General features: G+C 72.8%; 20 protein-coding genes. All 20 read left to right on the forward strand.

Going from position 1 to position 26,292, the window contains the following annotated elements; genetic code table 11:
• Positions 1-13 precede the first annotated feature (13 nt).
• The 20 genes from ACZ45E_RS05320 (at position 14) to ACZ45E_RS05415 (ending at position 26,289) form a co-directional block, all read left to right on the forward strand.
• On the forward strand, positions 14-1,492 hold the full coding sequence (locus ACZ45E_RS05320) for a sugar transferase (protein WP_468216768.1): 1,479 nt from the start codon (positions 14-16) through the stop codon (positions 1,490-1,492).
• Between the two features lie 73 nt (positions 1,493-1,565).
• On the forward strand, positions 1,566-2,882 hold the full coding sequence (locus tag ACZ45E_RS05325) for a nucleotide sugar dehydrogenase (RefSeq protein WP_468216770.1): 1,317 nt from the start codon (positions 1,566-1,568) through the stop codon (positions 2,880-2,882).
• A complete protein-coding gene (locus tag ACZ45E_RS05330) occupies positions 2,872-4,152 on the forward strand; it encodes a glycosyltransferase family 4 protein (RefSeq protein ID WP_468216772.1) in 1,281 nt (426 codons plus the stop codon). The genes ACZ45E_RS05325 and ACZ45E_RS05330 overlap by 11 nt, the downstream gene beginning before the upstream one ends.
• Entirely contained in the window at positions 4,149-5,525 is a 1,377-nt protein-coding gene (locus ACZ45E_RS05335; RefSeq protein WP_468216775.1) for a Wzz/FepE/Etk N-terminal domain-containing protein, read from the forward strand. Before ACZ45E_RS05330 ends, ACZ45E_RS05335 begins: the two co-directional genes overlap by 4 nt.
• Positions 5,522-7,051: a Wzz/FepE/Etk N-terminal domain-containing protein gene (locus tag ACZ45E_RS05340; RefSeq protein ID WP_468216778.1), complete on the forward strand. Its 1,530-nt coding sequence runs from the start codon at positions 5,522-5,524 to the stop codon at positions 7,049-7,051. The genes ACZ45E_RS05335 and ACZ45E_RS05340 overlap by 4 nt, the downstream gene beginning before the upstream one ends.
• A 3-nt stretch (positions 7,052-7,054) precedes the next feature.
• Positions 7,055-8,983 carry an asparagine synthase (glutamine-hydrolyzing) gene (gene asnB / locus ACZ45E_RS05345; protein ID WP_468216781.1) on the forward strand — a complete coding sequence of 643 codons (1,929 nt, stop codon included), beginning with the start codon at positions 7,055-7,057 and terminating at the stop codon, positions 8,981-8,983.
• A 26-nt stretch (positions 8,984-9,009) separates the two neighbouring features.
• Positions 9,010-11,202 carry a bi-domain-containing oxidoreductase gene (locus tag ACZ45E_RS05350; protein ID WP_468216783.1) on the forward strand — a complete coding sequence of 731 codons (2,193 nt, stop codon included), beginning with the start codon at positions 9,010-9,012 and terminating at the stop codon, positions 11,200-11,202.
• The gene (locus ACZ45E_RS05355; protein WP_468216786.1) at positions 11,199-13,199 is read left to right on the forward strand and encodes a heparinase II/III family protein; all 2,001 of its coding nucleotides are present in this window, start codon (positions 11,199-11,201) and stop codon (positions 13,197-13,199) included. The genes ACZ45E_RS05350 and ACZ45E_RS05355 overlap by 4 nt, the downstream gene beginning before the upstream one ends.
• Positions 13,200-13,208: 9 nt before the next feature.
• Positions 13,209-14,753, forward strand: a complete 1,545-nt coding sequence (locus ACZ45E_RS05360; protein ID WP_468216788.1) for a right-handed parallel beta-helix repeat-containing protein — start codon at positions 13,209-13,211, stop codon at positions 14,751-14,753.
• A gap of 1 nt (position 14,754) precedes the next feature.
• The gene (locus tag ACZ45E_RS05365; RefSeq protein WP_468216789.1) at positions 14,755-16,050 is read left to right on the forward strand and encodes an O-antigen ligase domain-containing protein; all 1,296 of its coding nucleotides are present in this window, start codon (positions 14,755-14,757) and stop codon (positions 16,048-16,050) included.
• Positions 16,051-16,052: 2 nt separating this feature from the next.
• On the forward strand, positions 16,053-17,294 hold the full coding sequence (locus ACZ45E_RS05370) for a glycosyltransferase (RefSeq protein ID WP_468216792.1): 1,242 nt from the start codon (positions 16,053-16,055) through the stop codon (positions 17,292-17,294).
• Entirely contained in the window at positions 17,291-18,526 is a 1,236-nt protein-coding gene (locus ACZ45E_RS05375) for a class I SAM-dependent methyltransferase (protein ID WP_468216794.1), read from the forward strand. The genes ACZ45E_RS05370 and ACZ45E_RS05375 overlap by 4 nt, the downstream gene beginning before the upstream one ends.
• A complete protein-coding gene (locus ACZ45E_RS05380; protein ID WP_468216796.1) occupies positions 18,523-19,317 on the forward strand; it encodes a glycosyltransferase family protein in 795 nt (264 codons plus the stop codon). The genes ACZ45E_RS05375 and ACZ45E_RS05380 overlap by 4 nt, the downstream gene beginning before the upstream one ends.
• Complete coding sequence (locus tag ACZ45E_RS05385; RefSeq protein ID WP_468216798.1) at positions 19,314-19,958, forward strand: PIG-L deacetylase family protein; 645 nt, start codon at positions 19,314-19,316, stop codon at positions 19,956-19,958. Before ACZ45E_RS05380 ends, ACZ45E_RS05385 begins: the two co-directional genes overlap by 4 nt.
• Before the next feature lie 3 nt (positions 19,959-19,961).
• Positions 19,962-20,987: an NAD-dependent epimerase/dehydratase family protein gene (locus tag ACZ45E_RS05390; RefSeq protein WP_468216800.1), complete on the forward strand. Its 1,026-nt coding sequence runs from the start codon at positions 19,962-19,964 to the stop codon at positions 20,985-20,987.
• A gap of 17 nt (positions 20,988-21,004) precedes the next feature.
• A complete protein-coding gene (locus ACZ45E_RS05395) occupies positions 21,005-22,258 on the forward strand; it encodes a DUF4910 domain-containing protein (protein ID WP_468217150.1) in 1,254 nt (417 codons plus the stop codon).
• The gene (locus ACZ45E_RS05400; protein WP_468216802.1) at positions 22,255-23,550 is read left to right on the forward strand and encodes a hypothetical protein; all 1,296 of its coding nucleotides are present in this window, start codon (positions 22,255-22,257) and stop codon (positions 23,548-23,550) included. The genes ACZ45E_RS05395 and ACZ45E_RS05400 overlap by 4 nt, the downstream gene beginning before the upstream one ends.
• Positions 23,547-24,494: a glycosyltransferase family 2 protein gene (locus ACZ45E_RS05405; RefSeq protein WP_468216804.1), complete on the forward strand. Its 948-nt coding sequence runs from the start codon at positions 23,547-23,549 to the stop codon at positions 24,492-24,494. The genes ACZ45E_RS05400 and ACZ45E_RS05405 overlap by 4 nt, the downstream gene beginning before the upstream one ends.
• Positions 24,491-25,741 carry a polysaccharide pyruvyl transferase family protein gene (locus ACZ45E_RS05410; RefSeq protein ID WP_468216807.1) on the forward strand — a complete coding sequence of 417 codons (1,251 nt, stop codon included), beginning with the start codon at positions 24,491-24,493 and terminating at the stop codon, positions 25,739-25,741. The genes ACZ45E_RS05405 and ACZ45E_RS05410 overlap by 4 nt, the downstream gene beginning before the upstream one ends.
• Positions 25,738-26,289 (forward strand): dTDP-4-dehydrorhamnose 3,5-epimerase family protein, encoded by a 552-nt coding sequence (locus ACZ45E_RS05415; protein WP_468216809.1) that lies wholly within the window; start codon positions 25,738-25,740, stop codon positions 26,287-26,289. The genes ACZ45E_RS05410 and ACZ45E_RS05415 overlap by 4 nt, the downstream gene beginning before the upstream one ends.
• Positions 26,290-26,292 lie beyond the last annotated feature (3 nt).

Consider the following 26,292-nt stretch of genomic DNA (forward strand, 5'->3'; position numbering starts at 1 on the left):
CCTGGGGGGGTCCGTGCAACAGGGGGAATTGGTCAGACCGTTGCCATCGACGCGCGGGCGTCCGGGGCACGGGTCGATGCGCCAGCCCGCGACCGACTGGGAGCAGCGGTACAGGCGTGCCGTGATCACCAGTGACAGCGTCGCCACCGCCCTGGTGGTGGCGGGCATAGGCAACTTCTTCGGGGCCCGGGACGCGGCCAACTGGCACGAGAAGTGGGGCATTCTCGCCTTCGGCACCGAACTGCTGGTGCTCGGAGCGCTCGCGGTGAGCCGGGCCTGGGCACCGGCCGTGCTCGGGCAGGGCGCCGAGGAGTTCCGCCGGTTCGGCCGGTCGCTGTTCGCGGCGACCGTCGTCCTGGCGCTCGGCGGGATCGCTCTCACCTCCCGCAACATCAAACTCTGGATATTCGTCGCGATCCCCGCGATCGCTCTCGTCACCATGACCGCGCGCTATCTGCTCCGCCTCTCGCTGCACAAACAGCGGAAGGAAGGACGGTGCCTGCGCCCGGTGCTCGCGGCCGGGAGCCCGGCCACCGTGCGCGACCTGATCAGCCGCACCCGCAAGTTCCCGCACCTCGGCTGGCGCGTGGAGGCGGTGTGCACATCGGACGGGCGCGGCCTCGACGGTGACCATCTGGACGGCGTGCCGGTCGTCGGCCCGCTGGCGGACGTCGCGGGGCACGTCCGCCGCGACGGCTACCGGGTCGTCGCGGTCACCCCGGACCCGCACTGGTCCCCGGACCGGCTGCAACGGCTGGCGTGGAACCTGGAGGGCAGCGACGCCGAGATGGTCGTCGCCCCCGTGCTGATGGAGGTGGCCGGCCCTCGGCTGCACGTCGACGCGGTGCTCGGGATACCGCTGCTGCGGGTCAGCATGCCGACCTTCACCGGAGGCCGCCGGGTGGTCAAGGGCTTCGTCGACCGGACGGGCGCGGCGGCCCTGCTGCTGCTGTTCGCACCGCTGCTGGTGCTCGTCGCCCTGCTCGTGATGGTGGACAGCCGGGGCGGGGCGGTCTACCGCCAGCGCCGGGTCGGCAAGGACGGACACGAGTTCACCATCTTCAAGTTCCGCACCATGGTCGCCGACGCCCACCGGGCACGGGCCGAGCTGGCCGAGCAGAACGAGGGCGCGGGCCTGCTCTTCAAGCTGCGCCGGGATCCTCGGGTGACCCGGGTGGGGACGGTGCTGCGCCGGTACTCGATCGACGAGCTCCCGCAGCTCTTCAACGTACTCACGGGTTCGATGTCGCTCGTCGGCCCGCGGCCCCCGTTGCCGGAGGAGTCCGCCGCCTACGGCCCGGACATCCGGCGCCGGCTGCTGGTCAAGCCCGGGCTCACCGGCCTGTGGCAGATCAGCGGACGCAGCGACCTGCCGTGGGACGAGGCGGTCCGCCTCGACCTGCGGTACGTGGAGGACTGGTCGCTCGCCCTGGACACGGTGATCTTGTGGAAGACGCTGCGTGCCGTGCTCCACGGCCAAGGGGCTTACTGATGCGCGGGGGTCGCCGTCCGGCGAGCGCGCGGACCGCAGGCCCGAAGGGCCTGCCTGGGGGGAGGGACGGGTCATGAGAGTCAGCGTTTTCGGGCTCGGCTACGTGGGCTGTGTGTCAGCCGCGTGCCTGGCCGGCATGGGCCACGAGGTCATCGGGGTGGACGTCAACCAGGTCAAGGTCGACCTGGTCAACGACGGCAAGGCCCCGGTGGTCGAGGAGCGGATCGGCGAGCTGATCGCCGAGGGGGTGGGGAGCGGGGCGTTACGCGCCACCGATGACGTCCGTGAGGCGATCATGGGCAGCGAGATATCCCTGATCTGCGTGGGCACGCCCTCGGAGCCCAACGGCAGCCTGTGCACCACGTATCTGGAGCGGGTCACCGAGGAGATCGGCGCGGCGCTGGCCGAGCGGGGCGGGCGGCACACCGTCGTCTTCCGCAGCACCATGCTCCCGGGTACCTGCCTGGACCTTCTGGTACCGATCCTGGAGAAGCACGTCGGCACCGCCGGGGTGGACTTCGGGGTCGCGGTCAACCCGGAGTTCCTGCGCGAGGGCACGAGCGTGCGGGACTTCTTCGACCCGCCCAAGACCGTCGTCGGCGAGCTCGACCCGGCCAGCGGCGACGCGGTGGCGGCGCTCTACGAGAGCCTGCCCGGTGAGGTGTTCCGGGTACCGGTGCCGACGGCCGAGGCGATCAAGTACGCGGACAACGCGTTCCACGGCCTCAAGATCGGCTTCGCCAACGAGCTGGGCGCGGTGTGCCAGGCGCTCGGGGTGGACTCGCACCAGGTGATGGATGTCTTCCTCGCCGACCGCAAGCTGAACATCAGCCCCGCCTACCTGCGTCCCGGCTTCGCCTTCGGCGGCTCCTGCCTCCCCAAGGACCTGCGCAGCCTGGTCTACGCGGCGCAGCGGGCCGACGTCTCGGTGCCCATCCTCTCCCACGTGCTGCCCTCCAACTCCGCGCATCTGCAACGCGCGGTGGAGCTGGTCGAGCGCACCGGCAGACGCCGCGCGGGCCTGTTCGGGCTCTCCTTCAAACCCGGCACCGACGACCTGCGCGAGAGCCCGCTGGTGGAGTTGGCGGAGCGGCTCTTCGGCAAGGGGTACGACCTCAAGATCTACGACGCCAACGTGAGCCTGTCCCGGCTGCTCGGCGCGAACCGCGAGTACATCGAGACCCGGCTGCCGCACCTGGCCCAGCTGTTGGCGGACTCCGTCGACGAAGTACTGGACCACGCCGACGTGTTGCTGGTCGGGACCAGAGACCCGGCCGTGCTGTCGGCGCTGCCGCACGGCGACGACGGCCCGATCCTCATCGACCTGGTCCATCTTCCCGACGCCGACGAGCGCCGGACCGAATCGGGGTACGTCGGCCTTGCTTGGTAACACATCGTCCGAAGACACAGCCAGCGGCGACCGGCCCGGAGGGCGGGCGCTGATCCTGGTGGAGAACCTGTCGGTGCCCTTCGACCGGCGGGTGTGGCAGGAGTGCACGACGCTGCGCGACGCGGGCTGGAAGGTGCACGTCATCTGCCCCCAGGGCAGCAAGCGGGACACGGAGGCGGAGACCGAGATCGACGGGGTGCGGATCCACCGCTACCCGCTGCGCGCGGCCACCGGCGGGCCTGGCGGCTATCTGCGGGAGTACGGATCGGCGTTGTGGCACACGGCCCGGCTGGCCCGCAAGGTCGGCCCGGTCCACGTGGTCCACGCCTGCAACCCGCCGGACCTGCTGTTCCTGCCGGCCATGTGGCTGAAGCGGCGCGGCGCGCGGTTCGTCTTCGACCAGCACGACCTGGTGCCCGAGCTGTACCTCTCCCGGTTCGACCGCGGCGAGGACCTGCTCTACCGCGCCGTGTGCGCGCTGGAACGGCTGACCTACCGGGCCGCGGACATCGTGCTCGCCACGAACGAGAGCTACCGGGACGTCGCGGTGCGCCGCGGCGGTCAGCGGCCCGCGGACGTGTTCGTGGTGCGCAGCGCGCCCCAGACCGACCGGTTCCAACCGGTGCCGCCCGAGCCGGAGTTGAAGCGCGGCAAGGCGCATCTGCTCTGCTACCTCGGGGTGATGGGCCCTCAGGACGGTGTGGACTACGCCTTGCGGGCTCTGGCGAAGCTGCGTGACGAGCTCGGCCGGACGGACTGGCACGCCGTGTTCGTCGGCTCCGGTGACGCCTTCGACGCGATGGTGGAGCTGTCGCGGGAGCTCGACCTCTGCGATCAGGTGGAGTTCACCGGGCGCATCCCGGACGCCGATCTGGTGCGGCACCTGTCCACCGCCGACGTGTGCCTCTCCCCCGACCCGCGCAATCCGCTCAACGACGTGTCGACCATGAACAAGGTCCTGGAGTACATGGCGATGGGCCGGCCGATCGTCTCGTTCGACCTCCGGGAGGCGCGGGTCTCCGCCGGTGAGGCCGCCGTCTACGCGCCCGCCAACGACGAGTCCGCGTTCGCGGGGCTCGTCGCGGAGCTCATGGACGACCCGGAGAAGCGGGCCCGGATGGGCAAGATCGGCCAGGAGCGGATCGGCGGTGAGCTCTCCTGGGGGAACTCGCAGGCGTCGCTGCTCGCCGCCTACGCCGCTGCCTGCCGCGGCCGCACTCCGGTGTCGCCGGGCGGGTCGCCGCCGGCACGGAGGAGGAAGCGTCGTTGAGCGAAGACCCGATACGCCTGGTCACGATCGGGCGGATCCTCCGTAGGCGCTGGCGGCTGCTCGCCGCCCTCGCCGTGGTGGGCGCACTCATGGGCTACGGCACCTCCCTGCTCTTCCCGCCGAACTACACGACATCGACCTCGGTGCTCCTGGCGGGACAGTGGGAGGAGCGCGAGCTGCTGACCCAGGCGGAGATCGCGGCGAGTTCGGCGGTGGTCGACCGCGTGGCGACCACGCTCGACTGGAGCGGCGTCAACGGCAGCGAGCTGCGCAAGCAGGTGACCGCCAAGACCGCGGACGGGAACATCATCAAGATCTCCGGCACGGCCGAGACCCCGGAGCGCGCGCAACGGCTCTCCGACGAGGTGGCCCGGCAGTTCGTCACCTTCGCCGCGCGGATCGCGGGCGACACCACCGACACCACCGGCGCCGACGAGGCGACGGGGCCCGAGGCGCTGCGCAAGAAGGTCGCGGAGACCAACCGCCGCATCACCGAGCTGGCCGACGCGGCCGATCCGGGGCAGACCGTGGAGGGCGTACAGGCCCGCACCGAGCTGGAGAAGCTGCGTACCGCGCTGCAAGAGGCCATGAAGAAGCTGGACGAGGCCGACCCGGCGAGCAACAAGGCGGGCATGGTCGTCATGGGTCCCGCGGCCCTGCCGACGAGCGAGGCACCGCCGACGAGGACGCAGTTCGTCGTCGCCGGGGCGCTGCTGTTCTTCCTGTTCTCGGTCGTCGGCCACCTCGCCGCCGCCCGGACGAACCGCCGGCTGCGCACCGAAGCCGAGATCACCGCGGCGCTGGGCTCGGCGCTGCTCGGCGCCGTCGACGTACCCGGTGAACTGGGAGCGCGGCAGCCGGAGAAGGGCGCCCGGGCCATGGCACGCCGGCTCCTCGGCCTCGACACGCGGTGGGACGTACCGGCCCCGCGGGTCTCCGGCGACGAGGCCGACGTACTGCTCCGCTACCGGCGCGTGTGCGCCCGTCTCCGGGACCGGCTGCCCGCTCCCCGGCGGCTGCTGGTCGTCGTGCCGGACGGGGACGAGACCGCTCGCCGCGCCGCCGGGCAGCTCGTCGCCGAGGCCGGCAGCGATCCGCTGCTGCGGGTCGTGGACGTCTCGGTGACCCAGCCGTTGGTGCCGGACCGCGACACCGAGGCGGGCGCCCTGGTCGTGCTCAGCGCCGGCAGCTGGAGCGCGGAGGAGCTCGGCGGCCTCGCCCGGGCGTGCGCCGACGGCAGACACGAGGTCGTGGGCGTCGTCGTCGCCGGCACGGTGCGCGCCCGTCGTCCGGCGCGGCCCACCGTGCCCCCGGCCCGTCGGGCCACCCCGGCGATGGCGGCCGGCGGCGACGCGCGGGGAGGTGCGGGGTGACGACGAGCAAGTACGCCGAGTCGTCGGGCGCCTCGCCGCTCCTCGACCTCCAGTCGCTGGTGGTGGCGGTGCGCAGGCGCCGTCGTCTCTGGTGCGCCATGGCCCTGCTCGGGCTGCTGGCCGGTGCGGCGATGGCGGTCCTGATGCCGTCTCCGCCGTCCGCGGTGACGAAGGTGCTGGTCGCTCACAAGGAGGACCAGCCGAACGACACCGGGACGCTGATCCGCACCGACGTCGAGCTGCTGGGGACCACGCGGATCGCCGACAAGGCCCTGCGGGCCCTCAAGTCCCCGGAGAAGCCGGAAGACTTCATGAAGGAGTACCGGGGCACCGGCCTGACCAACAACCTGCTCCAGATCGATGTGACGGGCGACAGCGACGCGGACGCGGTGGCCCGGGCCCGGGCGCTGGCCGACGCGTTCGTCGCGGACCACGTCCGGCGGATGCGGGTGAGCGCGAAGGCCGAGGCCAAGGCGCTGATGGACCAGCGTGACCGGATGCAGGACGAGCTCACCGAGGTCAACAAGACGATCGGCGGCCGGTCCCCGGAGAGCGACCCGGAGTCGTCGGCGAGCAACGAGTCGCTCTTCGCCCGCCGCGCCGAACTCACCTCGCGCATCGCCGACTTCAACCAGCGGGCCGAGGACGCGCGCGTCGGCACGCCGCAGGTCGTCGCCGGTACGCAGATCGTGGACGCCCCGCGCGCGATCGAGCGCTCCGTGCCCAGGGCCCTCGCCACCAACGCCGCGATCGGGCTCGTCCTCGGGCTCGTCCTCGGCCTCGTGCTGGCCTCGGTCGGCGCGGTGGTGGCCGACCGCCCCGTGCTGCGCCGGGAGATCGCGGCGAACCTGGGCGCCTCCGTCATCGCGGAGCTGCCCCTGCGGTGGGGCAGGCCCTGGCACCGCGGACGGACCCGAAGGGCGCGCGAGCGGCTCACCGGAACGCTGGCCCGCACCGTGCACGGCTCCGCCGAACCGGTGTCACTGCTGGAACTGGGCTGCGCGCGCACCACGGGCGAGATCGCCCTGGACGTCGCCCGGGCGCTGTCGGTGGAGGGGCCCGCGGTCGTCGTCGACGGTCTGCCCGGCTCGGAGCTCTCCGGCAGGCGGCAGCAGCCGGGCGATCCGGCGGTGGTCGGCGTCGACCGGGCCGCGGCCGTGCCGCCCCAGGAGCGCCGGATCGGCGTCGGCTCGATCGCGCCCGGCACCCCGTGGACGGACCTGCACCACCTCGGCGGCCAGACCGTGCTCGTCGTACGCGCCGGGCGCGGCAGCGCCGCGTGGCTGCACACCGTGGCACGACAACTCGCGGAACAGGGCATCCCGGTGGTCGGTGTGGTGCTGATCGACCCCGATCCGCGGGACAGGACCGACGGCACGTTGTGGGACGGGCTGCACACCGCGCTGCGCGGCCCTTTTGACCGGCCGACCGCCCGCCAGAACCCGAAGGCGCCCGGACGGCGGCGGACGGAGCGGGCTCCGATGTGGGCCGCACGGGTCCCGGACAGCAACCAGGAAGCGCGGTAGGACATGTGTGGTATCGCAGGCACGTACCGATGGCCGGACGGCAAGATCGTCACCGACCGGCTCACCGACACCCTCGCCCACCGCGGCCCGGACGGGGCGGGCCGGTACAGCCACCCGCTCGGCGACGGCGACGTGCAGCTCGGGCACCGTCGCCTCGCCATCATCGACCTGTCCGAGACCGGCGCCCAGCCGATGGTCTCGGACGGCCTCGCCCTCACCTACAACGGGGAGCTGTACAACGCGCCCGAACTGCGCGCCGAGCTGACCGCCGCCGGGGTGCGCTTTCGCGGGACCTCCGACAGCGAGGTGCTCCTGGAGGCCTGGCGGCGCTGGGGCACGGAGTGTCTGCCCCGGCTGCGCGGCATGTTCGCGTTCGGCGTCTTCGACGAGCGCACCGGTGAACTGGTGCTGGCCCGCGATCAGTTGGGCATCAAGCCGCTGTTCCTTCTGCGGCGCGGCGCGGGCCTGGTGTTCGCCTCCGAGCTCAAGGCGCTGGCCGCCGCGACCGGCGGGACCCTGGAGGTGGACCACGCGGCGCTGGTGGCCTCCCTCCTCTACTACTGGGTACCGGACTCACGCTGCGCGCTGCGCGAGGCGGAGAAGCTGCCGCCGGGGAGCTGGCTGCGCTGCCGGCCCGACGGCCGGGTGGACCGCGGCCGGTTCTGGAACCTGCGGGACGTCGCCGCCGAGGGCCGGGACCGGGCCCTGGCCGGCGAGGTGCCGGACATCGCCGCCGTCGTCGAGGAGTCGACCCGGCGCCACCTGCTCTCCGACGTGCCCGTGGCGACGTTCCTCTCCGGCGGCCTCGACTCCAGCTATCTGACCGCGCTGGCCGCCCGCGACCGGCCCGGGATCTCCGCGTACACGATCGGGTTCCGCGCCGAGGACGCCAAGTTCGAGGCGATGCCGGACGATCTGCGCTACGCCCGGCAGGTGGCCGCGCAGTTCGGTGTCGACCTGCACGAGATCGAGATCGCCCCGAACGTGCTCGACCTGCTGCCGCAGATGACGTACCACCTGGACGAGCCGATCGGCGACCCCGCCGCGATCAACACGTACCTGATCTGCATGGCCGCCCGGGAGGCCGGGGTCAAGGTGATGCTCTCGGGGATGGGCGCCGACGAGCTGTTCGCCGGGTACCGCAAGCATCTGGCCAACCTGCTCGCGCTGCGCTACCAGCGCGTCCCGCGGCCGCTGCGGCGCGGCGTGTCCGCGGCCGTGGACCGGCTGCCGGTGGCGACGGCCCGCCGCGGGTACCGGTCGGTGCGGTTCGCGAAGCGGTTCCTCTCCTTCGCCGATCTGCCGGAGGAGACCGCCTTCCGGCGCAGCTACACCATGTACGACCAGGACGAGTTGCTCGGCCTGATCGATCCGGACCTGGCCGGGACGGTGGACGACGTGCTGACCGAGCACGCGGACATCTACCAGGACAACGACCTGGACGACTTCGTCAACCGGATGTGCCTGGGCGACGCCCGGATGTTCCTGCCGGGGCTCAACCTCGCCTACACGGACCGCTCCAGCATGGCCGCGTCGACCGAGGTGCGGGTGCCGTACGTGGACGTCGAGGTGGTCAAGGCGGCGTTCGCCGTGCCCGGCGACCGAAAGATCGCCGGGCGGCAGGGCAAGGCGGTGCTCAAGGAGGCGGCCACCTCGGTCCTCCCCCGGGAGATCGTGTACCGGCCCAAGGGCCTGTTCAGCGCGCCGCTGCGCGCGTGGATGAGCCGGGACCTGGCACCGCTGGTGCGCGAGGTGGTGAACGACGGGGTGCTGGTCAACTCCGGGTTCCTGCGCCGCGACGCGCTGGCGCGGATGGTCGCGGAGGACGCCGCGGGACAGCGGGACTTCTCCAAGCACCTGTGGCATGTGCTGACGCTCGAGTACTGGTATCGCGGCGCGACCTCCGGCTCCGGCCAGGGGCCGGCGGCCTGACGGCATGGAAAACAAGAGGAGCTCCGGTGAGACAGGTTGTGCAGAACTACAAGAGCGGCGAGTTGGCGCTGCTCGACGTACCGGCGCCGGGGTGCAAGCCGGACGGTGTGCTGGTCCGCAGCGCCTTCTCGCTGATATCCACCGGGACCGAGCTCATGAAGGTCTCCGAGGCCGGCATGTCGATGCTGGGCAAGGCCCGCTCGCGCCCCGACCAGGTGGCCAAGGTCATGCAGAGCATGGCCACCAACGGGGTGCCCGCCACGTACCGCAAGGTGATGGGCAAGCTGGACTCCTACACGCCGCTGGGCTATTCGCTGTGCGGGGTGGTCGAGCAGGTCGGCGCCGGCATCGACGATGTGGCGGTCGGCGACCTCGTGGCCTGCGCGGGCAACGAGCACGCGCTGCACGCCGAGTTGAACTGGGTGCCGAAGAACCTCTACGCCCGGGTGCCGGACGGCCTCGAACCCCGGCACGCGGCGTTCGGCACGGTCGGGGCGATCGCCATGCAGGGCGTCCGCCGCGGTGAACCCCAGCTCGGCGAGGTGGCGCTCGTCATCGGCCTGGGCCTGATCGGGCAGCTGGTGGCGCAGCTCCTCACCGCCGCGGGGGTCCGCGTCGTCGGCGCCGACCCCGACCCGGCGCGCTGCGAGCTCGCCGAGCGCCTGGGCGCCGCGGCCTGCGGCGACCCCGCGTCCGCGGCCGTGGAGAGCGCTGTCGCCGAACTCACCGGCGGCCACGGCGTGGACCAGGTGTACCTGGCCGCCGGTGGCGGCAGCAACCAGCCCGTCGAGGTGGCCGCCCGGCTGAGCCGGGACCGCGGCCGGGTCGTCGACATCGGCAAGTGCAGCCTGGACCTGCCGTGGAACGCGTACTACGAGAAGGAGCTCGACGTCCGCTTCTCCCGCTCCTACGGCCCCGGGCGCTACGACCCGGAGTACGAACTGGAGGGGCGGGACTACCCGATCGGCTACGTGCGCTGGACCGAGCGCCGCAACCTCGCGTGCTTCCTCGATCTCGTGGCCCGGGACCGCGTCGACGTGGAGCCCCTGATCTCCCACATCGCCGACTTCGACGACGCCGTCGACACCTACCAACGCCTCAAGGACGGTGAACTCAAAGCCGTGGCGGTGCTGTTCCGCTACCCCGGCACCGAAGAGGCGCCGCAGGCGGAGCCCCCGGCGGTGGCCGTGCCCGCGGTGCGCCGCGGCGACGCGGCGTCCGCCCCGGCCCGGACCGCCGGGGCGCCGGTGCGGCTGGCGTTCGTCGGCGCGGGGAACTACGCGACGTCGATGCTGCTGCCGCATCTGGCGCGGCGCGACGGCGTCGAGCTGTCGACCGTCGTCACGACGACGGCGCTGTCCGCGGCCAACGCGCAGCGCAAGTTCGGCTTCGCCGAGGCGACGACCGACCTCGACGCCGTGCTGGGCGACAAGTCGATCGACGCGGTCTTCGTGGTCACCCGGCACAGTTCGCACGCCGAGCTGACCCGCAAAGCGCTGCTCGCCGGCAAGGCGGTGTTCGTGGAGAAGCCCCTGGCTCTCTCCGAGGACGAGCTGGCGGGCGTGCTCGCGGCGGTCGAGGAGTCCGGCAACGACCGGTTGCAGGTCGGCTTCAACCGCCGGTTCGCGCCGCTGCTGCACGAGGCCAGGGACCGGTTCGGCGTCCGGACCGGTCCTGCGAGCCTGCGCTACCTGGTCAACGCGGGCCCGCTGGCGCACGGCAGCTGGTACCTGCAACAGGGCACCGAGGGCTCGCGTTTCGCGGGCGAGGGCGGGCACTTCATCGACACGGTGAGCTGGCTGCTCGGGTCCGACCCGGTCTCGGTGTACGCCGTCGCCACGTCCGGCAACGAGGACCTCCAGGTCGTGCTGCGCCACCCGGACGGATCCACCGCCACCATCAGTTACGTCACCACCGGCGCGGCCGGGTTCCCCAAGGAGACGCTGGACCTGGTCGCGGACGGCAAGGTGCTGCGGCTCGACGACTTCGTGCGCGCCTCCGTGTACGACGGCGGCCGCAGGCGGTGGGTCAGTTCGCGGCTGCCCAAGGCCCGGGACAAGGGGCAGAACGCCGAACTGGCCGCGTTCGTGCGGGCCGTGCGGACCGGCGGGCCGATGCCCGTGCCGCTGGAGTCGCTGGTCGCCACCACGGCGGCCACGCTCGCCGTACGCACCGGCCTGGCCGGCGGGGCGCCGGTGACGTTGGCGAGGACCCGATGACAGTGCCTTCAGGGGGGCCGGGCTGGTACCTGCGGCGGTTGTCCCGGATGGGGCCGCGGGAGATCGGCGGCCGGGCGGGCGACACCGTGCGCAGGCGCCGGTGGCGCACGACGCCGCCCGACTGCCCGGACGTGACCGGTACCCGGTTCACGGCGGTCCTGCCCGCCGGGACGATCGCCGCGGTACCGCCGGACGCCGCGAAACGCCTCGTCGCCGAGGCGGACCGGCTGCTGGCCGGGCACGCCGAGTTCTTCGGGGTGGCCCGTGACGACCTGACCGACCCGGACTGGTGGTACGACCCGAGGACCGGGCGCCGGGCCCCGGCGGGTCACGCCTTCGACGTGCCGTACCGCAGCGAGGACGCGGTCGGGGACATCAAGCAGATCTGGGAGCTCTCCCGGCACCAGTACCTCACCGTGCTCGCCGCCGCCTACGCGGTCACCGGGGACGAGCGGTACGCCGAGCGCGTGGCGGCGCACCTGCGGTCGTGGTGGGCGGCCAACCCGCCGCTGCGCGGCGTGCACTGGATCAGCGGCATCGAGCTGGGCATCCGGCTGCTGTCCTGGGTGTGGGTGCGCCGGCTGCTCGACGGGTGGCCGGGCGCGGCCGCCCTCTTCGAGGAGAACCCGGTGGCGCGGAGCCAGATCTGGCACCACCAGCGCTGGCTCGCCGCGTTCCCCAGCCGGGGTTCTTCGGCCAACAACCACGTCGTCGCCGAGGCCGCGGGGCAGTTCGCGGCGGCTTGCGCGTTCGACTGGTTCCCCTCATCGGCGCGCTGGCGGACCGACGCGCTGCGCTCACTCGACCGGCACCTGCGGAGCAACACCTTCCTCTCCGGCCTCAACCGGGAGCTGGCCACCGAGTACCACGGCCTGGTCCTCGAACTCGGCCTGGCCGCGGTGGCCGAGGCGGACGCCACCGGTGTGCCGGTCCCCGCGACCGTCCGGCTCGTGCTGCTGCGGATGACCGACGCGCTCGCCGCCGTCGTGGACAGCCGGCTGCGGCCGCCCCGCCAGGGCGACGCGGACGACGGGCACGGTCTGGTCCTGGACGGCGCGGGCACCGAGCGCTGGGCCTCGCTCCTCGCCACCGGGGAGGCCGTCTTCGGCCGGCTCGACTGGTGGCCCGAGGTGACCGGCACCGATGTGCGCACGCCCCTGCTCGCCGCGCTCGTGCGGCCGTACGGGAAAGAGCCGCACGGGGAGGAGGGGACGCCTCCTGCCGTGGCCCGCCCCGCGCGCCGCCCGGGTCACTTCGCCGACGCGGGCCTGACGATCCTGCGCGGGCCCGCGGGGATCTGGTGCCGCTGCGACGGCGGTCCGCACGGCTTCCTGTCGATCGCCGCGCACGCCCACGCGGACGCCCTGTCCGTGGAGGTCCGGCACGACGGGGTCGAGGTGCTCGCCGACCCGGGCACGTTCTGCTACCACGGCCGGCCCGAGTGGCGGCGCTACTTCCGCTCGACCCTCGGCCACAACACGCTGGAGCTGGACGGCGAGGACCAGTCGGTCTCCGGCGGGCCGTTCCTGTGGACGCGGCACGCCCGCAGCCGCGTCCTGGTCGCGGAGGAGACCGACGCCTCCGACGGGGGCACGGCCCGCTGGTGCGGCGAGCACGACGGGTACCAGGGTGCCGTGCACCGCCGCCGGGTGGAGCTGGCGGCCGCCGGCCAGGAGCTCACGGTGGTCGACGAGATCCGCGGGCGGCAGGACCCGGCCCGCGCCGTGCGCCTCGCCTTCCACCTGGGCCCGGCGATCGCCGCGGACCTGGTGGGGAACCGGGCGATGCTCACCTGGATCCGGGACGGCGAGGGGCGCTCCGCGGTGCTCGACCTGCCCGGGGAGCTGTCCTGGCGGGCGCATCGCGGCGAGAGCGCCCCGCCGCTGGGCTGGTACTCCCCCGGCTTCGGGCGCAAGGAGCCCACCACCACGCTGATCGGCACCGGATCCGCCGGTGGCGGGTCAGGGTTCACGACCGTACTCAGGTTCCGGGGCTAGGGGGCACACGTGGGGAGCAAGTGGGGGCACTGGGCGTTACCGGTGGCACCGGTGGCGCTGGCCCTGCTGGCGGTGACCGGCTGTGAGAGCACGCCGAGCGCGGCGCCTGAGCCGGCCGCCGCGCCCTCCGCGGCCTCGTCGGCGCCCGCGACCGTGTCGACGGCGCGGGTGTGCGCCAAGCCCGCGGCCGGTCCGGCGAAGGCGCCGGCGGGCGCGGTGACGGTCGACCCCGGGGTCGTCGGCGACCTGGCCGCGAAGACCAAGAAGAGCCCGCCGAACACCACGTTCTGGCTGCGGCCCGGCACGCACCGGCTCGACCCGGACCGCTACTCGCAGGTCATCCCCAAGAAGGGGGACCGCTATATCGGTGCGCCGGGCGCGGTGTTCGACGGCCGCAAGAAGAACCAGTACGCGTTCGGCGGCAGCGCCGACGACGTCACCATCCGCTATCTGACCGTGCAGCGTTTCGTCGCGCCGCACGACCAGGGGGTGGTCAACCACGACTCGGCCGACGGCTGGGTGATCGAGCACGCGACGATCCAGTACAACTCCGCCGCCGCGCTGATGGCCGGCGCCCGCCAGCGGGTCCGCGCCAGCTGCCTGCGCGGCAACGGCCAGTACGGCATGAACGCGTACAAGGCCGACGGCCGGATCACCGGCCTGGTGATCGAGGGCAACGAGATCGTGGGCAACAACACCGGCGACTGGGAGCGGAAGCGGGAAGGCTGCGGCTGCACCGGTGGCGTCAAGTTCTGGGCCGTCGACGGCGCCGACATACGCGGCAACTGGGTCCACGACAACCGTGGGACCGGCTTGTGGGCGGACACCAACAACAACGACTTCCGCATCGAGAACAACGTGATCGAGGAGAACGACGGCGCCGCGCTGATCTACGAGACGAGCTACAACGCGGTCATCCGGAGGAACACGATCCGCAAGAACAACTGGGTGGAGGGCCGCCGGGAGGCCGACAAGGGCGACGACTTCCCGTTCGCGACCGTCTATCTGTCCGAGTCGGGCGGTGAGCCACGGGTCCGGGCCCGCACGGACAGGATCGAGCTGTACGGGAACGTGCTGGAGAACAACTGGTCGGGGATCACCCTGTGGGAGAACGCCGACCGGTTCTGCAACAGCCCGGCCAACACGTCGTCCGGCGACTGCACGCTGCTGGTGCCGAAGACCGACCGCTGCGTGAAACCGGCGATCGCCAAGGCGCCGCTCTACGCCGACTGCCGGTGGAAGACCCAGCGGGTGGACATCCACGACAACCGCTTCGTGCTGGACAAGTCCGTCCTGGACTGCACGGCGAAGTGCGACCGCATGGCGGTGCTCGCCAACTACGGCACCTACCCGAACTGGTCGCCGTACAAGGGCGAGGGGGTGGCCGAGGCGATCACCCGCAAGCAGCACAACCGCTGGCACGACAACGACTACACCGGGCCCTGGAAGTTCGTCGCCGGCGACCCGAGCACGGTGCTCGACTCCGGTGAGTGGCAGGGCACGCCGTACCGGCAGGACGCGGGCAGCACCTTCCGCGCATCGGCGGGTGGTTGAGGTGAGCGGGGACCTGCGGCCCGGCGCTGCGGAGACGACGGCGGCCGGCCGGCCGGGCGCCGGGGAGCGCCCCGCCGGCGCACCACGACTCGTCGGGGTCGTCTGGGGCCTGCTGATCCTCAACACCCTCGGCTCGGCCGGGGCGAAGACCATCATCCCGCTGCCCCGCTCCCTCATCCAACTGGTCACCATGGGGTCGCTGGTCGCCGCGTTCACGCTGGCGCTCGCGCTCAATCTCCGGCTGCGCATCCGGCCCAGCGCGTACGTGCTCCTGCTGACGCTGCTGCTCGTGCCGAGCCTGATCTCCAGCCTGCAACTGGAGGCCGGTCTGGGCGCGTTGTTCCGCTGCACCCGGCTGGCGCTCTTCGTCGCGACGCTGTGGCTGCTCACCCGCTGGTGGGACGGGGGCCTGTCGTTCGTCCGGCACCACATCCGGATGTACTTCGCGGTGCTCGGCTCGGTCGCCGCGGGCGCGCTCGTCTCGCCGGGCGCGGCCATGCCCGAGCTCTACGGCGGGCGTCTGGTCGGCGCGCTGTGGCCGCTGACCCCGCCACAGATCGGGCAGTACGCCGCGGTGATCATCGGGCTCACGGTGCTGCTCCTGATCGACCGCCGCACCGACCGGGCGAGCGCGGCGGTGATCATCGTGCCGTCGCTGGTGCTGCTCGCGCTGACCCATACCCGTACCGCCACGCTCGGCATGCTCATCGGGCTGGCGCTGGCCATCGGTTCGCTCGTCATGACCAGCGCCGCGGCCCGGCGGTTCTTCACCTGGGCGGTGCTCATCGTCGTGGTGGCCGCGGTCGGGTTCGCCTCCGCGCTGCGGGCGTGGTTCCTGCGCGGGCAGAGCCAGGAGTACCTGACCAGCCTCACCGGCCGGGCCAAGGTCTGGGACGCCCTGCTGGCCGCGCCCCGGACGATGGCGGAGGAGCTGTTCGGCACGGGCCTGGGCGACAAGTCCTTCGGCGGGCTGCCGATCGACAACAGCTGGCTGGCCGTCTACCACGAGCAGGGCTGGACGGGGATCACGCTGGTCGCCTCGGCCATCCTCGTCCTCGGCGGCGTCGCGTTGCTGCGGCCCCCGTCGCTGGCCCGGGCCGGGGCGATCTTCCTGATCAGCTACTGCGCAATCGCCTCGTACACCGAGGCCGGGCTCGGTGACGCCTCGCCGTATCTGCTGCACCTGGGCGTGGCCGCCTCACTGCTCGCGGCGCCCGCCCCGGCCACCGCCCCGGCGACGCCCGAACTTCCCAGGCGGCGCGTCCCCCGCTGGGCCCGTAGAGCGGAGATGAGCTGAGCATGCACGTCCTCGTGGTGCACAACCACTACTCGTCGGCGCAGCCGAGCGGGGAGAACAAGGTCGTCGACCAGGAGGTGGAGCTGCTGCGCGCGGCCGGCCACCGGGTCGAGGTGTTCGAGCGGCGCAGCGACGACATCGCCGCCCGGTCCCTCCTCGCCAAGGCCGCGGTGCCGCTCCTCGTGCCGTGGAACCCGGCGGTCCGCAAGGAGCTGACCGCCCGGCTGCGCGCCGAGCGGCCCGACGTGGTGCACGTCCACAATGTCTTCCCGCTCCTGTCGCCGGCGGTGCTCGCCGCCTGCGCCGACGCCGGTGTGCCGGTCGTCGCCACGCTGCACAACTACACCCAGGTCTGCCCGCCCGGCACGCTGCAACGGGACGGGCGGCCGTGCACCGACTGCGTCGGCACCGCGCCGCTGCCCGCCGTCCGGCACGGCTGCTACCGGAACTCGCGGCTGGCGACGGTGCCACTCGCGGTCAGCCTGTCGGCGAACCGGCGGCGCTGGTGGGCCGGGGTGGAGCGGTTCCTCTGTATCTCCGCGGCGCAGCGTGATGTCCTGGTGGGGGCCGGCATGCCGGCCGAACGCCTCGCGGTGAAGCACAACTTCGTGCCGGAGCCGGACGCCCGCCGCACCGGCGACGGCGAGCATCTGCTCTATCTGGGCCGGCTCGCGGAGGTCAAGGGTGTGCGGCTGCTGATGGCCGCGTGGGACGAGATCGCGGCGGGCGGCGGTGTGGGCGTACCGCTCGTCATCGCCGGGACGGGGCCGCTGGAGCGGGAGGTGACCGCGTGGGCGGCGGGCCGGGACGACGTGCGCTACGCGGGTCTGTACGACCCGGCGGAGTGCCGCAAGGCCGTCGCGCGGTCGGTCGCCGTGGTGGCTCCCTCGACGTGGCTGGAGGCGTTCGGCCTGGTGGTCGTGGAGGCCATGGCCGCCGGGGTCCCCGCCGTCGCCGCCGGTCACGGCGCCTTCGTCGAACTCGTCGAGGACGGGGTCACCGGCCTGCTGCACCGGCCGGGCGACTCGGGCTCGCTCGCCGCCCGCATCCGGGGGATCGCGGCCGGGCAGGCCCGCAACCGGGAGATGGGCCGGGCGGCCCGGCACCGCTACGAGCGGGGCTTCAGCCCGGCCGTCGGTCTCGGGCGCCTGGTGGAGGAGTACCGCACCGCGATCGCGGGTCGGTCCGGCGGCGGGGAGAGCCCGCCGCCGACAGGGAGGGAAACAATGGGGGGAAGCAGATGACACGATGCCGACTGTGCGGCTCGGCGGCGCTGGCGAGCGTCGTCGATCTGGGGGCGACGCCGCCGTGCGAGAGTTTTCTCGCCGCGGACCGGCTGGACGAGCCGGAGCCCGCGTACCCGCTGCATCTGCGGGTCTGCACCGACTGCTGGCTCGCGCAGATTCCACCGCTGATCACGCCGGAGGAGACGTTCAAGGAGTACGCGTACTTCTCCTCGTTCTCGACCTCCTGGGTGGAGCACGCGCGCACCTTCGTCGAGGGCGCCGTGCAACGCCTCGGTCTGGGCCCTGACGCCTTCGTGGTCGAGGTCGCGAGCAACGACGGATATCTGCTGAAACACCTGGTGGACCGGGGGGTCCGCTGCCTCGGCATCGAGCCGTCGGTGAACGTCGGCGCGGCGGCGCGGGAGGCGGGGGTGCCGACGCTCACGGAGTTCCTGAGCCCGGAGACCGGCTCGGCCGTCCGCACCGAGCACGGCCCGGCCGGCCTGGTCGTCGCCAACAACGTGTACGCGCACATCCCCGACGTGGTCGGCTTCACCCAGGGGCTGCGCGCGCTGGTCGCCGATGACGGCTGGGTCTCCATCGAGGTGCAGCACCTGCTGACCCTGATCGAGGAGAACCAGTACGACACGATCTACCACGAGCACTTCCAGTACTACACGGTCGCCTCCGCGATGCGGGCGCTCGAAAGCGGTGGACTCGCGCTGGTGGACGTGGAGTTGCTGCCCACGCACGGTGGCTCCATCCGGCTCCTGGCCCGGCCGGCCGAGGTGGCGGGCGAGCCGACGCAGCGGGTGACGGACGTGCTCGACCGGGAGAAGGCCGCCGGGCTGCAGGAGCTGTCCGGGTACACCGAGTTCTCCGCCCGGGTGGCCAAGGTCCGCCGGGACCTGCTGCGCTTCCTCATCGACGCGGCGGAGCGCGGTGAGACGGTCGTCGGCTACGGCGCCCCCGGCAAGGGCAACACCCTGCTCAACCACTGCGGCATCCGCCCCGATCTGCTCGCGTACACGGTCGACCGCAACCCGTACAAGCACGGCAGGTTCACCCCGGGCACCCGCATCCCGATCCTGGCGCCGGAGCAGATAGCCGCCGACCGGCCGGACTACGTCCTCGTCCTGCCCTGGAACCTGCGCGACGAACTGGTCGAGCAGCTGTCCTTCGTGCACGAGTGGGGCGGCCGGCTCGTCTTTCCCATCCCGGAACTGAGCATTGTCGAGGTCCAGTCATGAAGGTCGTTCTCTTCTGCGGCGGTTACGGGATGCGGATGCGCAACGGCGCGGCCGACGACGTGCCCAAGCCGATGGCGATGGTCGGGCCCCGGCCGCTGATCTGGCACGTCATGCGCTACTACGCGCACTTCGGGCACACGGAGTTCATCCTGTGCCTCGGCTACGGGGCGCACCACATCAAGGACTTCTTCCTCAACTACGAGGAGACGACGTCCAACGACTTCGTCCTGCGCGGCGGTCGGACCGAGCTGCTGTCCACCGACATCTCGGACTGGACGATCACGTTCGCGCAGACCGGTATCGAGTCGCCGATCGGGGAGCGGCTGCGCCGGGTGCGGCACCACCTGGACGGTGACGAGATGTTCCTCGCCAACTACGCCGACGTGCTCACCGACGCCCCGCTGCCGGAGATGATCGAGAAGTTCGCCGGGCGTGACGCGGGCGCGTCGATGATGGTGGTGCCGCCGCAGTCCTCGTTCCACTGCGTGGAGCTGGGCGAGGACGGCCTGGTGGGGGGCATCACCGCGGTGAGCGAGCTGCCGCTGTGGGAGAACGGCGGCTACTTCGTGCTCCGCCAGGAGGTCTTCGACCACATACCGGAGAACGGGGACCTGGTCGCCGACGGCTGCGCCCAACTGGCGAAGCAGGGACGGCTGGTGGCGCATCAGCACCGCGGCTTCTGGAAGCCCACCGACACCGTCAAGGAGCGGGCCGCGCTCGACCTCGGCTACAGCCGGGGCGACCGCCCGTGGGCCGTGTGGGAGCGGGACGGCGCCGAGGTGGGCGCGTGATCCGGCTCGCCGGGCGTCCGGCGCGGATCGTCGCGCTGGGCGCGCACTGCGACGACATCGCCATCGGTGCGGGCGGCACGCTTCTGACGCTCTGTCAGGCCCGGCCGGGCCTGCGCGTCGACGCGCTGGTGCTCTCCGGCGGCGGCAGCGAGCGGGAGCAGGAGGAGCGGGCCGCGCTGGCCGCCTTCTGCCCGGGCGCCGATCTGCGCCTCACCGTGCTCAAGCTGCCGGACGGCCGGATGCCCGTGCACTGGGACGAGGCCAAGGCCGCGATGGAGGAGCTGCGCGGGCGGACCGAGCCGGACCTGATCCTGGCCCCGCGCGCCGACGACGCGCACCAGGACCACCGCGGCCTGGCGCGGCTGGTGCCCACCGCCTTCCGCGACCACCTCGTGCTCGGCTACGAGATCGTCAAGTGGGACGGCGATCTCGGCCGTATGGCGGCGTACCAGCCGCTGTCACCGGAGAACGCCGAACAGAAGGTGCGGCTGCTGCAGGAGCACTACCCCTCGCAGCGGCACCGGCCCTGGTACGACCGGGAGGCGTTCCTCGGGCTCGCCCGCATCCGCGGTATCGAATGCCACGCGCGTTACGCCGAGGCGTTCGCCGTCACCAAACTCACTCTCGACCTGGGGGAATGAACCTTGCGCGTACTGCTGACCGGACACCAGGGCTACCTCGGCACCGTGATGGCCCCGGTCCTCGCCGCCGCCGGGCACGAGGTCGTCGGTCTTGATTCCGGCCTGTTCGCCGACTGCGTCCTCGGCGACCCGCCCGCCGACCCGCCGGGTCACCGGGTGGACCTGCGCGATGTCACGGCCGAACACGTGGCCGGGGTGGACGCCGTGATCCACCTGGCCGCACTCTCCAACGACCCGCTGGGCTCCCTGGCACCGGAGCTCACGTACGACATCAACCACCACGCGTCCGTACGCCTCGCCCGGCTGGCCCGCGAGGCCGGGGTGCGGCGCTTCCTGTACGCGTCGACCTGCTCGGTGTACGGCGCCGCGGGCGGCGGAGAGCTGGTCGGCGAGGACGCCCCGCTGCACCCGGTGACGCCCTACGCGGAGTCCAAGGTGCGGGTCGAGGACGACCTGCACGCGCTGGCCGACGGCGATTTCAGCCCGGTGTTCATGCGCAACGCCACCGCCTTCGGCTACTCGCCGCGGCTGCGCGCCGACATCGTGCTGAACAACCTGGTGGGCCACGCGCTCCTCTCCGGTGAGGTGCTGGTCCTCTCCGACGGCACCCCCTGGCGCCCGCTGGTGCACGCCGGTGACATCGCACGGGCCTTCACGGCGGCGCTGACCGCGCCCCGGGAGGCGGTGCACGACCGGGCGTTCAACATCGGCAGCGAGGTCAACAACGTCACGGTCGCCGAGATCGCCGAGCAGGTCGCCGATACGATCTCCGGCGCGCGGGTGCGGATCACCGGGGAGGCCGGCGCCGATCCGCGCTCCTACCGGGTGGACTTCTCCCGGTTCCGCGCCGCGATCCCCGGTTTCGACTGCGAGTGGACGGTGCAGCAGGGCGCGATCGAACTCGCCGACGCCTACCAGAAGTTCGGGCTGACCAAGGAGAGCTTCGAGCAGCGTTTCACCCGGCTCGCCGTGCTGCGCGCGGGGACCGAGGCGGGCACCGTCGACGACACCCTGCGGCGGCGCCGGTGACCACGACGGGCGAGGAGATGCACGCTCTGGTGGAGCGGTTGTACCCGCTGTGCCGGAGCATCACGGGGGACGGCGTGCGCGCCACCCTGGACATCGTCGGCGAGTACATCCCGCTCCAGGTGCACGAGGTGCCGACGGGGACGCAGGTGCTCGACTGGACGGTGCCGCAGGAGTGGAACATCCGGGACGCGTACGTCGCCGACGCCACCGGGCGCCGGGTCGTCGACTTCGCGGCGTCCAGCCTGCACGTGCTCGGCTACAGCGTGCCGGTGTCGGCGACCATGCCGCTGGCCGAGCTCCGCCCCCACCTGCACACCCTGCCGGACCATCCGACGTGGGTGCCCTACCGCACCAGCTACTACACGCCGGAATGGGGCTTCTGCCTGTCCCAGGAGACCCTGGACGCGCTGCCGGACGGCGAGTACGAGGTGCGGATCGACTCCACTCTCGCCGACGGTCACCTCACCTACGCCGAGCACGTCGTCCCCGGGCAGGTGCCCGACGAGGTGATCGTCTCCTGCCACGTCTGCCACCCGTCGCTGGCCAACGACAACCTGGCCGGCATCGCGGTGGCGACGTACCTGGCCAAGGCGCTGGCGGAGAGGACCCCGTGGTACACCTACCGGTTCATCTTCGCGCCCGGCACCGTCGGGGCGATCACCTGGCTGGCCCGCAACGTGGAGCGGATCGAGCGGGTCAAGCACGGCCTCGTGCTGGCCTGCGCCGGTGACCGGGGGCAGCTGACGTACAAGCGGAGCAGGCGCGGTGACGCGGGGATCGACCGGGTGATGGGGCACGTCCTGCGGGCCTCCGAACGTCCGCACCGGGTCACCGAGTTCACCCCGTACGGCTACGACGAGCGCCAGTACTGCTCGCCCGGGTTCGACCTCGGTGTGGGCTCGCTCAGCCGGACCCCGTACGCCGGCTACCCGGAGTACCACACCTCGGCGGACAACCCGGACTTCGTCACCCCGGAGGCGATGGCGGACACGCTCGCCGTCTGCCGCGAGGCGTTCTCGGTCCTCGACCGCAACCGGCAGTACGTCAACCTCAGCCCCTACGGCGAACCGCAGTTGGGCCGGCGGGGGCTGTACGACTCGCTCGGCGGCCGGAGCGATGCCAAGCAGGCCCAGATGGCCATGCTCTGGGTGCTCAGCCTCTCCGACGGCGAGCACGCCCTGCTGGACGTCGCCGAGCGGTCCGGGCTGCCGTTCGACACCGTCGCCGCCGCGGCCGACGCCCTCCAGGGCGCCGGACTGATCAAGGCATGACGCCGATGACCGCCGAGGGGGAGAAGACACCACCGGCCGGGTCCGCCAGGCGGGCCCTGGTCGGGCGGCTGTCGTGGGGGCTGGCCGACCAGGCGGCCTCCAGCGTGAGCAACTTCGTGGTGGGCATCTATGTGGCCCGCTCGCTGGGGGTGACCGCGTTCGGCGTGTTCAGCCTCGCCTGGGTGACCTACGGCGTGGTGCTCAACGTCTCCCGCGGCCTGGCCACCGATCCGCTCGTGGTGCGCTTCAGCGGCGTGCCGGAGGCGTCCTGGCGGGGGGCGGTGGCCCGGTCGACGGGTAGCGCCCTCGGCCTCGGCACCGCCCTCGGGGTGTTGTGTCTGGTGGCCGGGCTGGCTCTCGGCGGAAGCGTGGGTCCGGCCTTCGCCTGCCTCGGCGTCATGCTGCCGGGGCTCTTGCTGCAGGACGCCTGGCGCTTCTCCTTCTTCGCCGCCGGCATCGGGCGGAAGGCGTTCTTCAACGACGTCGTGTGGGGCGTCGCGCTCCTCCCAGCCATGGTCGTGGCGGCCCACGTGGGCACCGTGCCCGCCTTCGTGCTCGCCTGGGGCGCGTCCGCCACGGTCGCGGCGGGGTACGGCTGCTTCCAGTCCGGCATCCGGCCCCGGCCGACCGGGGCGCGCGGGTGGCTGCGCGAACAGCGCGACCTCGGCTACCGGTACCTGGTCGAGAACGTCGCCCTCAGCGGCGCGAGTCAGCTCCGGGCGTACGGGCTCGGCGCGATCGTCGGGGTCGGCGCGGTGGGCGCGGTCCGGGGCGCCGAGCTCCTGCTCGGCCCGTTCCTCGCCGTGCTGATGGGGCTTTCGCTGGTCACCGTCCCGGAGGCGGCCCGGGTCCTGCGCCGGGCCCCGCACCGCCTCGCCAAGTTCTGTCTCCTGCTGGGCGGCGGGCAGGCCACCGCCGCGCTGCTCTGGGGCGGGGCGCTGCTGCTGATGCCGGACCGGTTCGGCGCGTTCGTGCTCGGCGACGTCTGGCACTCCTCCGCGCAGCTCGTCCTGCCGGTCACCCTCGGCGTCGCGGGGGCCGGCCTCGGCACCGGCGCGGCGGCCGGACTGCGCGCGCTCGGCGCAGCCCGCCGCAGCCTGCGCTCGCAGCTGTTCTCCTCCGCCTGCTATGTCAGCGGCGGGCTCGGCGGGGCCGCCGTCGCCGGCACGGTCGGCTCGGCCTGGGGCGTCGCCGCCGCGACCGTCGGCGGCTCGGCCGTGTGGTGGCTGCAACTGCGGTCCGCCCTGCGCGAGCGCCACCACCACACCATCCCCGAAGTGAGGACCTCATGACCGCGCACCCCAGGCTGAGCATCGGCCTGCCCGTCTTCAACGGCGAGGAGTACCTGGCCGAGTCGTTCGACGCCCTGCTCGGCCAGGTCTACGAGGACTTCGAGCTGATCGTCTCCGACAACGCCTCGACCGACGGGACCGAGGAGATCTGCCGCCGCTACGCGGCCAAGGACTCACGCATCCGGTACCTCCGGCTGCCCCGGAACATCGGCGCCACGCCGAACCACAACCGTGTGCTCGACGAGGCCCGGGGCGAGCTGTTCAAGTGGGCGTCGCACGACGACCTCTACGGCCGCGACCTGCTGCGCCGCTGCGTGGAGGCGCTCGACGAGCGGCCGGAGATCATCCTCGCGCACACCGGCCAGGCCGTCATCGACGGCGACGGCCAGGTCAAGGTCCCCTACGAGTACACGCTCGCCACCGACTCGCCGCACGCGCCGGAGCGCTTTCGCAGCCTGCTGTTCGAGCCGGGCGGCGACGACTTCTACGGGGTGCTGCGGACCGATGTGCTGCGCCGGGTGAAGCCGATGGACAGCTACCACCACGCGGACCGCACGTACGTCGCCGAGATCGCTCTGTACGGGCCCTTCCACCAGGTGCCCGAGCTGCTGTACTTCCGCCGCGACCACCCCACCCGCGCCGAGCGGGCCAACCCGTCCAAGCGCGCCCGCTGCGTCAACCTGGACCCGCGCCGGGCCGGCCCGCTGCACCCGACGCCCCGGCTGCTCGCCGAGTACGTGTGGGGCTTCGCCTCGGCGATCCGGCGTGCGCCGCTCTCCTCGGCCGACCGGCGCGCGTGCTTCCGCCACCTGGCCGCGTGGCTGACCAGCCGAGCCCGGCCGGGCGCCGGCGAGCGGGTCGAGGACCGCGCCCCGGTCGACCCGGCCGGGCTCACCGTCTCCGTCGACGCCCTCGTCGCCGGCCGTGAGGGGAGGCGCGGATGACGGCCACGGGCAGGGCGCCGGTACGCGTGGGGCTGTTCGGCCTGCTCGGCTCCGGCAACCTCGGCAACGACGGTTCGCTGGAGGCCGTGCTCGGCTACCTCCGCGCCGCGCACCCGGACGCGGTCGTGGACGCCCTGTGCGGCGGCCCCGAGACCGTCACGGCCCGGTACGGGATCCCTGCGACGCGTTTGCACTGGTACCGCGGGGAGTACCGGACCGCGTCCCGGGCGGGCGCGGTCGCGGGCAAGGGCCTCGGCAAACTCGTCGACGTCTTCCGCACCGCCGCCTGGGTGCGCCGGCACGACGTGGTGATCGTGCCGGGCATGGGCGTCCTGGAGGCCACGCTGCCGCTGCGGCCGTGGGGCTTCCCGTACTCGCTGTTCCTGCTCTGCGCGAGCGGCCGGCTGCTGCGCGCCCGGGTCGCGCTGGTCAGCGTCGGCGCCGCCGAGATCGGCAACCGGCCGACCCGGGCCCTGGTCCGCTGGTCGGCGCGGCTGGCCGCGTACCGGTCCTACCGTGACGCCCCGTCCCGTGACGCGATGCGGGCGATGGGCGTGGACACCGCGCGCGACGAGGTCTACCCGGACCTGGCGTTCGCCCTGCCGACGCCGGCGTCGAGCGCGCCCGCGGAGCAGGCGCCGGGGACGCCGGGCCCGGTCTGTGTCGGTGTCATGGACTTCCACGGCGGCAACGACGACCGCGCCCGGGCCGAGGAGATCCACCGGCGCTACCTCGACGGGACGATCCGGTTCGTCCGCGCGCTGGTCGAGGAGGGCAGGCCCGTCCGGCTGCTCACCGGTGACGAGTGCGACGCGTCGGTGGTCGCCGCGATCCTCGACGCGGTGCGCTCACCGCTGGTCACCGCCGCCGAGCCGGCCTCGCTCGCCGACCTGATGAAGGAGATGGCGGCCGCCGACAGCGTGGTCGCGGTCAGGTACCACAACCTGATCTGCGCGCTGAAGACCGGCACCCCGGTGCTCGCCCTCTGCTACGCGGCGAAGAGCGACGCGCTCATGGCGCGGATGGGTCTCGGCGCGTACTGCCATCCGGCGCGCGAGGTCGACGCCGACCGGCTCCTGGAGCAGTTCCGGGCGCTGGAGGAGCACTCGGCCGAGCTGCGCCTGACCCTCACCGAGCGGAACCTGGCCGCCGCCCGCGACCTGGAGCACCAGTTCGCCGCGCTGACCGCGGCCCTGTTCCCGACGAGCGACCACACCCACGTACACGCCCTGCGGGAGAGCCGATGAAAGCCACCGAAGTCCGGGAGATCTCCGGCGCCTACCTCTTCGAGTCGACGCCCTACGCCGACGAGCGCGGCTTCTTCTGCCGCACCTTCGACGCCGACGTGATCCGCTCGGTCGGTCTCGACCCGGCCGCCTTCGTCCAGGACAGCGTCTCCCGCTCGGCGCGGGGGGTGCTGCGCGGCCTGCACCTGCGCTCCGGGGCGGGCGAGGCGAAGCTGGTGCGCTGCTCGTACGGGAAGATCTTCGACGTCGTCGTGGACCTGCGGCCGCATTCGCCGACCTACCGGGGCCGGGCCTTCTTCGAGTTGTCCGACGCGACGCAGGCGACCCTCTACATCCCGGCGGGGTGCGCGCACGGCTTCCAGGCGCTGACCGGGACCGCCGACACCTCCTACCGGATCGACCGCCCGCACGACCCGGCCGAGGACGTGACGATCGCCTTCGACGACCCGGAGCTCGCCATCCCCTGGCCGCTGCCGGCCGCGTCGATGTCCGAGCGGGACCGGCGGGCGCCGAGCCTCGCCGAGGTCCTGAAGCACCAAGAGAACTGAGGG

The sequence above is a fragment of the Streptomyces sp. NPDC030991 genome, assembly GCF_055571235.1.

What these genes read in the sequence shown, in the direction of transcription:
- asnB (WP_468216781.1), top strand. Translation starts at nt 7,055, where the DNA reads ATGTGTGGTATCGCAGGCACGTACCGATGGCCGGACGGCAAGATCGTC.
- ACZ45E_RS05410 (WP_468216807.1), top strand. Translation starts at nt 24,491, where the DNA reads ATGACGGCCACGGGCAGGGCGCCGGTACGCGTGGGGCTGTTCGGCCTG.
- ACZ45E_RS05325 (WP_468216770.1), top strand. Translation starts at nt 1,566, where the DNA reads ATGAGAGTCAGCGTTTTCGGGCTCGGCTACGTGGGCTGTGTGTCAGCC.
- ACZ45E_RS05380 (WP_468216796.1), top strand. Translation starts at nt 18,523, where the DNA reads ATGAAGGTCGTTCTCTTCTGCGGCGGTTACGGGATGCGGATGCGCAAC.
- ACZ45E_RS05355 (WP_468216786.1), top strand. Translation starts at nt 11,199, where the DNA reads ATGACAGTGCCTTCAGGGGGGCCGGGCTGGTACCTGCGGCGGTTGTCC.
- ACZ45E_RS05405 (WP_468216804.1), top strand. Translation starts at nt 23,547, where the DNA reads ATGACCGCGCACCCCAGGCTGAGCATCGGCCTGCCCGTCTTCAACGGC.
- ACZ45E_RS05400 (WP_468216802.1), top strand. Translation starts at nt 22,255, where the DNA reads ATGACGCCGATGACCGCCGAGGGGGAGAAGACACCACCGGCCGGGTCC.
- ACZ45E_RS05375 (WP_468216794.1), top strand. Translation starts at nt 17,291, where the DNA reads ATGACACGATGCCGACTGTGCGGCTCGGCGGCGCTGGCGAGCGTCGTC.
- ACZ45E_RS05415 (WP_468216809.1), top strand. Translation starts at nt 25,738, where the DNA reads ATGAAAGCCACCGAAGTCCGGGAGATCTCCGGCGCCTACCTCTTCGAG.
- ACZ45E_RS05370 (WP_468216792.1), top strand. Translation starts at nt 16,053, where the DNA reads ATGCACGTCCTCGTGGTGCACAACCACTACTCGTCGGCGCAGCCGAGC.
- ACZ45E_RS05395 (WP_468217150.1), top strand. Translation starts at nt 21,005, where the DNA reads ATGCACGCTCTGGTGGAGCGGTTGTACCCGCTGTGCCGGAGCATCACG.